The organism is Aliiroseovarius crassostreae, from assembly GCF_025137635.1.
Classification (GTDB): domain Bacteria; phylum Pseudomonadota; class Alphaproteobacteria; order Rhodobacterales; family Rhodobacteraceae; genus Aliiroseovarius; species Aliiroseovarius crassostreae.
In genome coordinates, this window is record NZ_CP080772.1 from 2796263 (window position 1) to 2808215 (window position 11953).

The 11953-nt window shown below is 60.4% G+C and carries 13 protein-coding genes and 1 tRNA gene; 9 read left to right on the plus strand and 5 right to left on the minus strand.

Annotated features, from left to right (window positions below; genetic code table 11):
- Positions 1-257: 257 nt before the first annotated feature.
- The 4 genes from K3J57_RS13390 to K3J57_RS13405 all read right to left on the minus strand — a co-directional run bounded on the left by K3J57_RS13390 (position 258) and on the right by K3J57_RS13405 (position 4449).
- Positions 258-1433, minus strand: coding sequence for a TIGR03862 family flavoprotein (locus K3J57_RS13390; RefSeq protein ID WP_259796295.1), 1176 nt, complete (start codon positions 1431-1433; stop codon positions 258-260).
- Positions 1430-2764: a mechanosensitive ion channel family protein gene (locus K3J57_RS13395; protein WP_259785184.1), complete on the minus strand. Its 1335-nt coding sequence runs from the start codon at positions 2762-2764 to the stop codon at positions 1430-1432. The genes K3J57_RS13390 and K3J57_RS13395 overlap by 4 nt, the downstream gene beginning before the upstream one ends.
- Positions 2765-3082: 318 nt before the next feature.
- The gene (locus K3J57_RS13400; RefSeq protein WP_259796298.1) at positions 3083-3697 is read right to left on the minus strand and encodes an enoyl-CoA hydratase/isomerase family protein; all 615 of its coding nucleotides are present in this window, start codon (positions 3695-3697) and stop codon (positions 3083-3085) included.
- Positions 3694-4449, minus strand: a complete 756-nt coding sequence (locus K3J57_RS13405) for an SDR family oxidoreductase (protein WP_055193008.1) — start codon at positions 4447-4449, stop codon at positions 3694-3696. Before K3J57_RS13405 ends, K3J57_RS13400 begins: the two co-directional genes overlap by 4 nt.
- Before the next feature lie 143 nt (positions 4450-4592).
- Between K3J57_RS13405 and K3J57_RS13410 the strand changes: the two genes are divergently transcribed.
- The 6 genes from K3J57_RS13410 to K3J57_RS13435 all read left to right on the plus strand — a co-directional run bounded on the left by K3J57_RS13410 (position 4593) and on the right by K3J57_RS13435 (position 8831).
- The gene (locus K3J57_RS13410; RefSeq protein WP_259785194.1) at positions 4593-5957 is read left to right on the plus strand and encodes a TldD/PmbA family protein; all 1365 of its coding nucleotides are present in this window, start codon (positions 4593-4595) and stop codon (positions 5955-5957) included.
- Positions 5958-6725, plus strand: a complete 768-nt coding sequence (locus tag K3J57_RS13415) for an inositol monophosphatase family protein (RefSeq protein WP_259796300.1) — start codon at positions 5958-5960, stop codon at positions 6723-6725.
- A 109-nt stretch (positions 6726-6834) separates the two neighbouring features.
- Positions 6835-7884 carry a LacI family DNA-binding transcriptional regulator gene (locus tag K3J57_RS13420; protein ID WP_259796301.1) on the plus strand — a complete coding sequence of 350 codons (1050 nt, stop codon included), beginning with the start codon at positions 6835-6837 and terminating at the stop codon, positions 7882-7884.
- 44 nt (positions 7885-7928) lie between these two features.
- Positions 7929-8005, plus strand: a tRNA-Arg gene (locus K3J57_RS13425).
- A gap of 136 nt (positions 8006-8141) precedes the next feature.
- Positions 8142-8408 carry a hypothetical protein gene (locus K3J57_RS13430; RefSeq protein WP_259796302.1) on the plus strand — a complete coding sequence of 89 codons (267 nt, stop codon included), beginning with the start codon at positions 8142-8144 and terminating at the stop codon, positions 8406-8408.
- Positions 8409-8618: 210 nt separating this feature from the next.
- Positions 8619-8831 (plus strand): hypothetical protein, encoded by a 213-nt coding sequence (locus K3J57_RS13435; RefSeq protein ID WP_259792380.1) that lies wholly within the window; start codon positions 8619-8621, stop codon positions 8829-8831.
- 112 nt (positions 8832-8943) lie between these two features.
- On the opposite strand, the gene K3J57_RS13440 is transcribed toward K3J57_RS13435, so the two are convergent.
- Positions 8944-9420 carry a MarR family winged helix-turn-helix transcriptional regulator gene (locus K3J57_RS13440; protein WP_259792382.1) on the minus strand — a complete coding sequence of 159 codons (477 nt, stop codon included), beginning with the start codon at positions 9418-9420 and terminating at the stop codon, positions 8944-8946.
- Positions 9421-9647: 227 nt separating this feature from the next.
- Between K3J57_RS13440 and ectA the strand changes: the two genes are divergently transcribed.
- The 3 genes from ectA to K3J57_RS13455 all read left to right on the plus strand — a co-directional run bounded on the left by ectA (position 9648) and on the right by K3J57_RS13455 (position 11939).
- Positions 9648-10178 (plus strand): diaminobutyrate acetyltransferase, encoded by a 531-nt coding sequence (gene ectA, locus K3J57_RS13445; RefSeq protein ID WP_259785210.1) that lies wholly within the window; start codon positions 9648-9650, stop codon positions 10176-10178.
- A 66-nt stretch (positions 10179-10244) separates the two neighbouring features.
- Positions 10245-11531: a diaminobutyrate--2-oxoglutarate transaminase gene (ectB, locus tag K3J57_RS13450; RefSeq protein ID WP_259796303.1), complete on the plus strand. Its 1287-nt coding sequence runs from the start codon at positions 10245-10247 to the stop codon at positions 11529-11531.
- A 3-nt stretch (positions 11532-11534) separates the two neighbouring features.
- Positions 11535-11939: an ectoine synthase gene (locus K3J57_RS13455; protein ID WP_259785214.1), complete on the plus strand. Its 405-nt coding sequence runs from the start codon at positions 11535-11537 to the stop codon at positions 11937-11939.
- Positions 11940-11953 lie beyond the last annotated feature (14 nt).

An 11953-nucleotide genomic window follows, 5' to 3' on the forward strand; every position in this document is an offset into this window, starting at 1 on the left:
AATAAGGCGGAACCGCTGGCACGCCCGACAACCCCTCCGACAAATGTGCCATTCTAAAGCTCTCGTTCCAATAACCCACCTATGACGCGCGCATATCCGCGCGTTGAAAATGATCCCAGCCCAATTTTCTGGTTCCAAATATCCCGGGGTGAGGGCGCGCTCGAAGAGCGGGGCCGAGGGGCAGCGCCCCTGACTGCCGAGCGCAGCGAGGCCACCGGTAGCGCGCCGAAGCGTAGGCGAAGGCGCCCCCTGCCTGTCTACCTGTTCAGGTAGTCCGCGGCCGCGCGACCGGCATGACGCCCTGTGGCCAGGCACGCGGTCAGAAGATAGCCCCCCGTCGGGGCATCCCAATCAAGCATCTCACCACAGGCAAAAACCCCCGGAAGGGCACGGATCATAAGGCCTTGATCAAGCTCCTCAAACCGCAGGCCACCGGCCACGGAAATTGCTTCATCCAGCGGGCGCGGCCCCTCATGGCGGATCGGAACCGCCTTGATCAGCGAAGCCAGCTGTTCAGTAGCCTGCGGCAACGGGCGGGCAAATTCCTGTAAAAGCGCGATCTGGGCCGGGCCGAGTTTCAACTGTTTGCGCAGATGGTTGGTCAGCGTTGCCTTGCCGCGCGCACGGCCCAGGCGGGCGGCCACATCCGCAACATCCCGTTCCGGCACGAGATCCACGAACAGCGCCGCCCCCTTCCGCAGGGCGCGCGACATCGCATAGATCGCACTGCCTTCCAACCCCCGCGACGAGATCACAAACTCGCCCCGAACGGAATGCGCCCCGGCAGTTAGTCTGGCCGGTTTGATCGGGCGACCGAAATGTTTCTGCATATGGTCGGACCATTGCACCACAAGCCCGACATTGCTGGGCTGGAACGGGGCAAGGGTAAGGCCTTCCTGCTCCAACCAGGGCACCCAGGCCGCATCAGACCCAAGCCGCCGCCAACTGGCCCCACCCAAGGCGAGGACCGTTGCATCGGGGCGGTCAATGACGCGCCCGTCCGGCGTGTCAAAGATCAGGGCCTCCTCTTCCCAGCCCATCCAGCGCCAACGGGTTCTGAGCTGCACCCCCAGTTCCCCAAGTTCCGCCATCCAGGCGCGCAACAGGGGGGACGCTTTCATCACTTTTGGAAACACGCGACCGGAGGAGCCGGTGAACACCTCCTGCCCCAGGTCGCGCGCCCAGCCCATCACCGCTTCTGGCCCAAAACCCGCAGTGATGTCGCGGATCCTCTCGGACCCGGAATAATTGGCAAGGAACTGTTCCAGCGGTTCATCTTTGGTCAGGTTCAGCCCGGATTTTCCCGCCATCAGGAACTTGCGCGCGGGGGAAGGTTTGGCCTCGGCCAAAGTGACCCTGACACCGGCGCGCACCAGGTCCCCCGCCGCCATCAGGCCAGCGGGGCCGGCCCCTATGACACATGCGGTTTTCACGCGGGCAGTGACCCGTCTTTCACGCCATCCCGGAACTGCACCACCCGTTGCGGGAACGGGATTTCGATGTTGTTTTCCTTGAGCGTTTTCCAGATCTGCACCATCACACGCGGGGTAAACTTGTTGCGCCCGTCGTCAATGCCTTCCACCCAGAATTCCAACGCAAACTCGATCCCGTTGTCACCAAAGGCGCGCAGCTCGCAATCGGGCATGTGTTCGGGCCTATCGGTAAGCACGAAGTCAAGCTCCCCCACCGCGTTTTCCACCAGTTCGGCCACCTGTTCGACATCACTGTCATAGCTGACCGAGAAAGGCGCCTCGTAGCGGTTGGCACTGCCGGCATCGGAAAAATTCACCACGCGGGTGGTGATGAAATGCTCATTGGGCACCACAATCCAGCGCCCGTCGAAGGTTTCCAGAATGGCTGCGCGGGCGGTCATTTTCACAATGGTGCCCGCCTCACCGCCATCAAGTTCAACATAGTCGCCGACCGTGGCCTGCCCCTCGATCAGCAAGATCACGCCAGAGATAAAGTTCGACGCAATCTGTTGCAGGCCAAAGCCCAGCCCCACACCAATCGCGCCCCCCAAGACGGCGAGCGAGGTGAGGTTCACCCCCATGATGTTCATCAAGACCAGGAATGCCGCACCAAAAATGGCGATCTCGGCAGCCTTGGCCGCAAGTTCCCGCGTGGCGGGGCGCATGTCTTCTTGCTGCTTGATCAGTTGAGCGGACTGATCATTCGACCAGCGACCAAACCAGAAGATGATCCCCCCCACCACGGCAAAACGAATTGCGAATAGCAGCGAGAAGCTCATGTTGCCCAGCGGCACCACCGCATTGTCGAGCCAGGCCATCGCCGGATCCAGCAAACCGATCATGTAAAGCGCCGCAACCGGGATCAGAACATATTTGCCAAGCAGTTTCAGGAACGGGTCGGCCAGGATTTCACGGGCAAAGGCGCGCACGGCCAGGAACAGAAAGATGCGCTTGCCCAGCGCAATCACCGCGCCAGACCCGAAAATCGAACGGGTGACCGCCTCACCAATCCCGGTGAACGCAAAGGCCAGAAGCGGCATCATCAGGGGCAGGAACAGGAGCGAAAACTTCATCACCTTGGCAAAAATGTCGCTCCGCCCCTCTTTCGGAGTGAGGTATTTCAGGATGAGCGGGGTCAGCTTACCATTCGCATAACGGGCCGCCAGAAATGCCGCGATCAGCAATGCAAATTGCGACCAGGCAGCCGGAGACAGGATCCACCCCTGCACAACCTCCCATACCGGTTCCAGATATCCCCAGATTTTTTGTACGATTTCCGGTTGGTCTTCCATCCCTCACCTCTTGCGCTCATACTCGTGAACAGACTGCATCGAATTTAGACAGGTTGATAGCCCTTTGGCGGACAAGAACAAGACCTCTGATCCGTTTTCCCCATTATGTGGTCGGGCCATTCCACCAGATGCCGACACCCTCCGGCGCCTCAAGCGTTTCAGTTCTTACCTGAAGCTGGAAGCACTTCAGGGGCGCTGCCCCTCGCGCTCTGCGCTCACCCCGGAGGATTTGGGCCAAGAAGAAGGACCCATGCTTTCTTCTTGGCACCAATACTCCCGCCGGAGGCATCCCGGCACCCAACACGCGGCGGGCGTGGATCAGGCGGGCACCATCGCCTTCATGGCAGCGACGTGATCCGGGCTTTGGCCGCGGGCATGATCGGCCAGATCAAGGGCTGCGATCATGAGCTCGGGGCCTTCGACAATGCGATCAATCAAGCCCCAAGAAAGGGCTTCATCCGCAAGAATTTTCTGTCCTGCCATAAGGATCATCTTGGCTCGGGCGGGGCCAACAAGCGCCGCCATACGGCCCGGATCGGACGGTTGCGGCAGGTAGCCCAATTTCATCACCGGGTAGAAGAACTTGGCCGAGGGCACCGCGATGCGGATGTCACAGGCCAGCGCCATGCCCATGGCCCCACCGGCCAGCGTTCCGTTCAACGCTGCAATGGTCAGGCAAGGCGCGTTGGCGATGGCACCGGAGAGGCGTTCCCAGACATCGTCAGTTGCAAGGCCCGCGCGGGCTTCATCCAGATCGGCGCCGGCCGAGAACACTTTGCCCTCGCCGGTCAGAACCAGCACGCGGGCGTCACCCGCTGCCTGCTGGGCAATCTCAGCCAGCTCTTCCAGCATCGTCTTGGTCAGCGAGTTTGCCTTGTCCGGGCGGTTGATTGTCACCGTCCAGACCCCGTCATCCTTGGTCAGGTTGATCATCCAAATACCTTTGCACGTTGGCGGATCGAGACATCACGCAGCGAGATTTCCTCGCCTTTGAACTCATCCGCATCTTCAGAACACATCCACAAAAGCGCACGCGCCACCCATTCGGGTGGGATGTGGTCATCCCATTTGAGCTGCGCCACGGCATTGATGCCTGAGGATTTGATCTCGCGTTGCATCTGTGTGGCCACGGTGCCGGGCGAAAGGCCGATGGCACGGATGCCCTTGCCGGCCCCTTCCTTGTGCAGCGCCTTGGTCATCATATGCACCCCTGCCTTGGAGGCACAGTAATGGGCCCAGCCTTCAAGCGCATTATGGGCCGCACCCGAGCTGATGGTCAGCACCGAGCCACCCCCCTGTGCCGCCATGATCGGCATCACGGCGCGCATGCCGTAATAGACCCCCTTGAGGTTCACATCGATCACATGGCCCCATTCAGCCGGGTCGCTGGTCATCATTGGGCCAATCGGCTCGATCACACCGGCATTGTTGATCAGCACGTCGATGCGGCCAAATTTCTTCATACCCGCATCCACGACCGCCTTGACGTCCGCCCATTTCGACACGTCACAGGGCACGGCAAGCGCGCGCTCTTCGCCAATCGCCTTGGCAATGGCGCTGATCTGGGCCGCCCCGCGCGCGGTCAGCACGACATTGGCCCCAGCGCCCGCAAAAATATGGGCGCTTGCTTCCCCGATCCCACGGCTTGCACCGGTGATCAGAACGGTTTTTCCGGTCATATCCAACATGTTGCCCCCCTTCTTTGCCTCAAGAGTAACCCAGTCACCAAGGCGTGACCAGACGGGATGATGACCGCCGCCCACATCGTGGCCCTTGCGAGACACCGGCCCAGCGTTTACCTGAATGAGAAGCAAATGAAGGAGCGCCCATGACCCGGCCCGACACGGACAATTCCAAGCTTGAGACCCTGACCGAACAGCTTCTGGCCGCGGCAAGGCGCGCGGGCGCCGATCAGGCGGATGCGCTGGCGGTGGATGGCACCTCGGTGTCCATCGACGTGCTGGGCGGCAAGCTGGAACATGCAGAGCGCTCGGAGGGGGTAGATATTGGCCTGCGGGTCCTGATCGGTCAGCGGCAGGCCATCGTCTCGGCCTCGGACACATCCGCCGAAACGATCGCGGCGATGGCCGAACGCGCGGTGGCGATGGCAAAAGAGGCCCCCGAAGATCCGCATATCCGGCTGGCGCGGGCTGATGAACTTGCAAAAGAATGGGATCTGGCCGCGCTGGAACTGGCGGATCCATCCGATGAACCGGACCCGGCGGCGCTTGAACGCGATGCGGCAGAGGCGGAGGCGGCAGCGCTTGCCGTGAAGGGGGTGACGCAGGTGTCGTCGGCCTCGGGTGGGTATGGGCGGCACCAGTTCCACCTGATGACCTCAAACGGGTTTTCCGGCGGCTATGGGCGCACCAACCGGGGCACCTCGGTGGTGGCAATCACCGGGGAAGGCGCCAATATGGAACGGGACTATGCCGGAGAAATGCGGGTGTTTCAGGCCGACCTTCCCTCTCCCGAAGACATCGGCACCAAGGCGGGGGAACGCACCGTTGCCATGGCCGGGGCAAAGAAACCCCCCACCGGCGCTTTTCCGGTGCTCTATGACGAACGCGTCTCGGCCTCGCTGATCGGGCATCTGCTTGCCGCCACCAATGGGGCGATGATCGCGCGCGGGTCCAGCTGGGCGCGGGATCTGCTGGGCAAAGAGGTGCTGCCCGTTGGGCTCGACCTGATCGAAGACCCGCTGCGCCCCCGGATCACCGGGTCGCGGCCCTTTGACGGCGAAGGGTTGGCGACCCGCCGCCGCAAGATCATTGACGCGGGCGTGCTGACCGGCTGGACGCTGGATCTGGCCACGGCAGACAAGCTTGGGATGGAGAGCACGGCAAGTGCCTCACGCGGCACCTCTTCACCACCCGGCCCGTCGATTTCCAACGTGGCCCTGACACAGGGACCACAAAGCCGCGAAGACCTGATCCGCGAGATGGGGACCGGGCTGATTGTCACCTCGATGATCGGATCAACCATCAACCCGACCACAGGGGATTATTCGCGCGGGGCGTCCGGGTTCTGGGTGGAAAACGGCGAGATTGCCTATCCGGTCAACGAATGCACCATCGCGGGCAACCTGATCGAGATGCTGCGCACCCTCGTGCCTGCCAATGACGCCGAACCGCATCTGAGCCGTCTGGTGCCCAGCCTGCTGGTGGATGGCATGACACTTGCGGGGGCGTAAGTGGGCGACCTCGACCTTCTGATAAATGCGGCACGGGCGGCGGGCGAGATCTCATTGGGGTTCTTTCAGGACGACCCGGAGGTCTGGCACAAGGAGGGGGATCAGGGGCCGGTGACCGAAGCCGACCTTGCCGTTGACCGCATGCTGCATGGCGAATTGCTGGCGGCGCGCAATTACGCGTGGCTGTCCGAGGAGACCGAGGATGACAAGGCGCGACTCGATGCCGAGCACGTGTTTATCGTCGACCCGATCGACGGCACACGCGCCTTTATCGAAGGGGCCTATCACTGGTCCCATTCGCTGGCCGTGGCCAAGGGCGGAATTGTGCAGGCAGCGGTGGTTTACCTGCCCGCCGCCGACAAGCTTTATGCTGCTGAACGGGGCAAGGGGGCCACGCTGAACGGCGCGCCGCTGCGCGTTTCCGACCGGCGTGATATTGACGGTGCCACCGTGCTTGCCGCCAAACCCAACCTGGACCCGTGGTTCTGGAAAGGGGCCAAGGCCCCGCCGGTAACCCGCGCCTTCCGTTCATCCCTTGCGTATCGTCTGGCTTTGGTGGCCGAGGGGCGGTTTGATGCAATGATGAGCCTGCGCGGCACCTGGGAATGGGACATTGCCGCTGGCAACCTGATTGTCGAAGAAGCTGGCGGCGATGTGAGCGACCGCCGCGCGGGGCTGGTGCGTTTCAACAATCCGACCCCGATGATCAATGGTCTGGTTGCCGGGAACCCCGACATTCACCACGCCCTTGTCGCAGGGTTACTTTGATCAGATCCAGTAAGGTTTTGTTAGAACTAACATTCAATAAAATTTGGCTTTGCGGATCAGATATCAGACGCTAACACTATAGGCACCGAATTTGAGAAAGGTGCCTGCTTTGACTGATCCGAAGACCTCCCCCGCCCCTTCTGCAAACCGCCGTCCCCTGACCCTGCGCGATGTCTCCGAAGCCTCCGGCGTCAGTGAGATGACGGTCAGCCGGGTGTTGCGCAATCGCGGGGATGTCAGTCAGGCCACACGGGAAAAGGTCCTCGCCGCGGCAAAGGAACTGGGCTACGTGCCCAACAAAATTGCCGGCGCGCTGGCCTCACAGCGGGTAAATCTGGTTGCGGTGATCATCCCGTCGCTGTCGAACATGGTGTTTCCCGAAGTGCTGACGGGCATCAATCAGGTGCTGGATGAAACCCCTTTGCAGCCGGTGTTCGGCGTGACCAAATATGACCCGGAGCGCGAAGAAAAAGTGCTTTACGAGATGTTGTCCTGGCGCCCCTCCGGCGTGATCATCGCAGGGTTGGAACACAGCGAAAACGCCAAGGCGATGCTGCGCGCGGCAGGAATCCCAGTGGTGGAAATCATGGATACGGACGGGCCCGCCATCGACGCCTGTGTCGGCATTTCACATCGCCGCGCTGGCCGGATGATGGCCAAGGCGATCCTCAAGGCAGGCTATCGCAATATCGGCTTTCTCGGCACGAAAATGCCGCTGGATCACCGCGCCCGCAAAAGGTTTGAAGGCTTCACTGAGGCGCTGGCGAAAGAGGGCATCGAGATCATGGATCAGGAGTTTTATGAGGGCGGATCCGCTCTGGCCAAGGGGCGCGAGATGACCGAAACCATTCTGACCCGCTCCCCTGAACTGGATTTTCTGTATTATTCCAATGACATGATCGGCGCCGGCGGGCTGCTTTACTGCCTCGACAAAGGCATCGACGTGCCGGGCAAACTGGGGCTTGCGGGCTTTAACGGGGTGGAGTTGCTGGAGGGTCTGCCGCGCCGACTGGCCACGATGGATGCCTGCAGGCTTGAAATCGGGCGCGCCGCTGCAAAAATCATCGCCGAGCGGACACAGGACGGGGGGGTTGCCGGTGGCGAACGGGTGGAACTTGCCCCCAAGATCGAGCCCGGCGAGACGCTGAAGCGACGCTAGACATCCCGCGCCTCGCGGATTAGACGACTGGCAGGCACCAACGCGGCCCCGTGGCTCAACTGGATAGAGCAGCCCCCTCCTAAGGGGCAGGTTGCAGGTTCGAATCCTGCCGGGGTCGCCAAAACTGCCTGAAAAATATGGCGTATTTACAGGGCGTTGTGCGGAAGCTTGCAGAAAGGCCCGTGAGCTTTCAGGCCGAAATCTCGTACAAAACCTGTACAAAATTCGCACGTTTGCGCGTATTTCGGGGCTCTATCATGAGCCGCCATAGCTTTGATCCCGAACGCAAATTTCTCGCATCCGTCGAACGGTTGGTGACAGCCTGCGAGAGCTCCGCCAAGGAATTGCACACCTTGGAGACGCGCTCGACCAGCAGGATCGAAAGCAAGGTGAATGGCTTGGCACATTGCCTGGCGCTATTGATGAAATCACATCTCACGTCCAACACCACATTGGCCGACTTGCTGCGCGAGGAGCAGAATTACGAGACGCTTCAGGCGGGCTTAAAAACAGCTGGAAACTAGCGAAAGACGCCGAGAAGCGGCTGAACGAGAGCTTGATACCCGCAATAATCACCGTAGCGCGGGCCGCTCGCTTTAATCTTACTGCAAGTGTTGCCGTGTTTAGGAGGTCTGTAGCGGCAGTCCTAAACGCGGTCTGCAGCATTCAGCGACAAGTCTGCAATGCACTCGATGGATGCACATGCGGGAAAACCAGTCATTCAGGCGCCCGGGATGGACGACCGTGTTGTGGGACAAAGCTGCCTTTTGCAGGCGCGGCATGTGCTGATGCAGAAAATCCTCGCGCCCGCAGCGGTAGATTTGCGGCAATACAGCGGATTGCCCGTTTGCGGACATGCGGTCCGGTATAATCCTGCAGAATCCAAGCCGCCCTTTTCGCCGCAAGTGGGATTGATAATCGAGAAGTGGGGCGACGCGGACTTTTGATGCGAGTTGTCAAAAGCTCGCGGCCCAAGCCCAGGGTGCCTTGCGTAGACTTGCATCTATCTACGGCCCGAAACCCCAAAAGGCTTTGGCCGAAAAGCACATCTCCGAGCGCCTAACTGGCAGGCCTAATTTCACCGGTGTCAAGCACTGGCGACGCATCCATATCTTCCGCGTCCAACATGGTGGCCACGCGTTCAAGGCTGGCCACCAGCATGGCCTGTTCCCAATCCTCCATCGCGGCGAATTTGCGCACGAAGCGTTGCTGAAGTGGGTCCGGAGCCTCTTGCAGGACGGTGCGGCCCTCTTCGGTAAGCAGGATGTTTGTCTGGCGGCGGTCCAGGGTGGACTTCTCTCGCACGGCCAGCCCATCACGCACAAGCTTGTCAACCAAGGACGTGACTGTTCCCTGCGAAACGCGCATGCGCAGCGAGATGGCTTTGGCGGTGGCGTATCCCTGTTCCGCGACAATTTGCAGAACGCGAAACTGGGTGGGGGTGACGCCCGTAGACTGGCGAATCTCGCGCCCGAACAGTTCTGTCGCGCGTACTATTCGTCTTAGGGCAATCAAGCTGCTGTCGATCCGGTCCAATTCGCCTCCATTGGTTTGATCGTCAAAACATACCCACTCCGGTGCCTTCGCGCAAATTCAAAATTAATTCGAGAAGCGAAGCGAATATTGCAGGAATTGCGGCTGATAACGGTGGTATGCGTTGTAATATCGCGACAAATCGGCATGTGGGGTTACGTTAATGCTTTGGCTGTTGAACTTTATACAACTCCGTGATAGTTCGACCATCGAAGCGAAAGGAGCCCATAATGCAACACCCCGCTCACCCCATGCGCGTTGACCTACCGTCCTTGCGCAAGCCCACCGCCAAAGATGGCGCCGATATCTGGAAGCTGGTCCGGGCTTGTCGCCCGCTCGACGAGAACTCCATGTATTGCAACCTGCTACAATGCGATCACTTTGCCGACACATGTGTTCTGGCCGAACTATCGGGCGAGGCTGCGGGTTGGGTGTCCGCCTATGTCATGCCGAACGAACCTAATACCTTGTTCGTCTGGCAGGTCGCGGTCTCGGAAATCGCGCGTGGGCAGGGATTGAGCGGCCTGATGCTGAAAAGCATCCTGAACCGCCCGCAATGCAAAGACGTGACCCGGGTGCAGACCACCATTACCGCCGATAACGAGGCCTCCTGGGCTCTGTTCCGCAAGTTCGCCAGCCTTCAGGGCAGCGAACTGGATATCGCGCCCTATTACACGCAAGCGCTGCATTTCCGGGAACGCCACAAGACCGAATACATGGTCACGATCCCGCTGACCAGCCGGGCGCAGCTGGCCGCCTGAGCCATGCGCCCCTCAGTGCTCAGCAGCTTATTCTTAATTCATCCGCCAAAACCCGAGAGAGGTCGTATGTCTACGAACCCGCCTGAAATCGCCATTTTCAAACGCCGCGAATCCGACGCGCGCAGCTATTGCCGGGGATTTGACGCTGTATTCACTTCGGCAAAAGGATCCGAGATGATCACCCGCGACGGTACGCGCTACATCGACTTCCTAGCCGGGTGTTCTTCGCTGAACTACGGACACAACGATCCGGACATGAAAGAGGCGTTGATTGATCATCTGCAGTCGGATGGTCTGGCCCATGGACTGGATCTACACACGGATGCCAAGGCCGCATTTCTGGACGCGTTTGATCAACTCATCCTTCAGCCGCGCAAGATGGATCATAAGGTGATGTTCACCGGCCCCACCGGTGCCAATGCAGTGGAAGCGGCCCTGAAACTGGCACGCAAAGTCACGGGGCGCACAAATGTAATCGCCTTCACCAACGGGTTTCACGGTGTCACCTTGGGGGCACTGTCGGCGACCGGCAACAGCTATCACCGGGGCGGTGCGGGCACCACGCTGAACGGCGTGACGCGCATGCCTTATGACGGCTATTTCCCCGGCAACACGGACACTGCTGATTTCCTTGAAGCCATGCTGAAAGACCGCTCGTCCGGGCTTGACGCGCCTGCGGCAATCCTACTGGAAACGGTGCAGGGTGAAGGCGGACTGAACGCTGCGCGCCCCGAGTGGATCCGCCGCATCGCCGCGCTGGCCAAGGAACATGGCGCGCTGCTGATCGTTGATGACATTCAGGCCGGCTGCGGCCGGACCGGCGGCTTCTTCTCGTTCGAGGATATGGGCGTCACCCCCGATATCGTCACGCTGGCGAAATCCGTGTCAGGCTTTGGCCTGCCCATGGCGCTGTTGTTGGTGCGTCCGGAACATGACGTCTTTGGCCCTGCCGAGCACAATGGCACCTTCCGGGGCAACACCCATGCCTTTGTCACCGCCCACACCGCAATCACCAAGTTCTGGGCCGATGATCGGTTTCAGAAAGAGGTTGCCGCCAAGGCGATGCTGCTGACGTCGGCTCTGGAGGAGATGGCGGAAATGCTGCCCGGCGCGAAGCTGAAAGGGCGCGGTATGATGCAGGGGTTGGATGTGGGATCGGGCGATCTGGCCGCCGACATCTGTGCGCGCGCCTTCCGGGACGGGCTGATCATTGAAACCTCAGGAAACGAGGATCAGGTGATCAAAATTCTGGCCCCGCTGACCACGGATCAGGACACTTTCCTGAAGGGTCTGAGGATCCTGCGAAACGCCATGCGCATTGCCACCGATTCAAGCAAATTTGCAGCGGAGTAAGACATGATTGTACGCGATTTCAACGAGATCATCACAAAAGAACGCGACCGGGTCGTATCGGATGCGCAATGGAGCAGCGTTCGCATGCTGCTGGCGGATGACGGGATGGGCTTTTCCTTCCACATCACCTTTCTTGAGCCGGGTTCCGAGCACACGTTTGAGTATAAGAACCATTTCGAAAGCGTCTACTGCATGCAGGGCACCGGCTCGATCACTGACCTGGCCACTGGGGAAACCCATTATATCAAGCCCGGCGTGATGTACGCGCTGGACAAGCATGACCGCCACATTCTGCGCGCCGAGGAAGAGCTGGTCATGGCTTGCTGCTTCAATCCGCCGGTCACCGGTACCGAGGTGCACCGCGAAGATGGCTCGTACGCCATCGCAGACGACCTGGAAACAGCCTAAGAGGCTCCGGCACA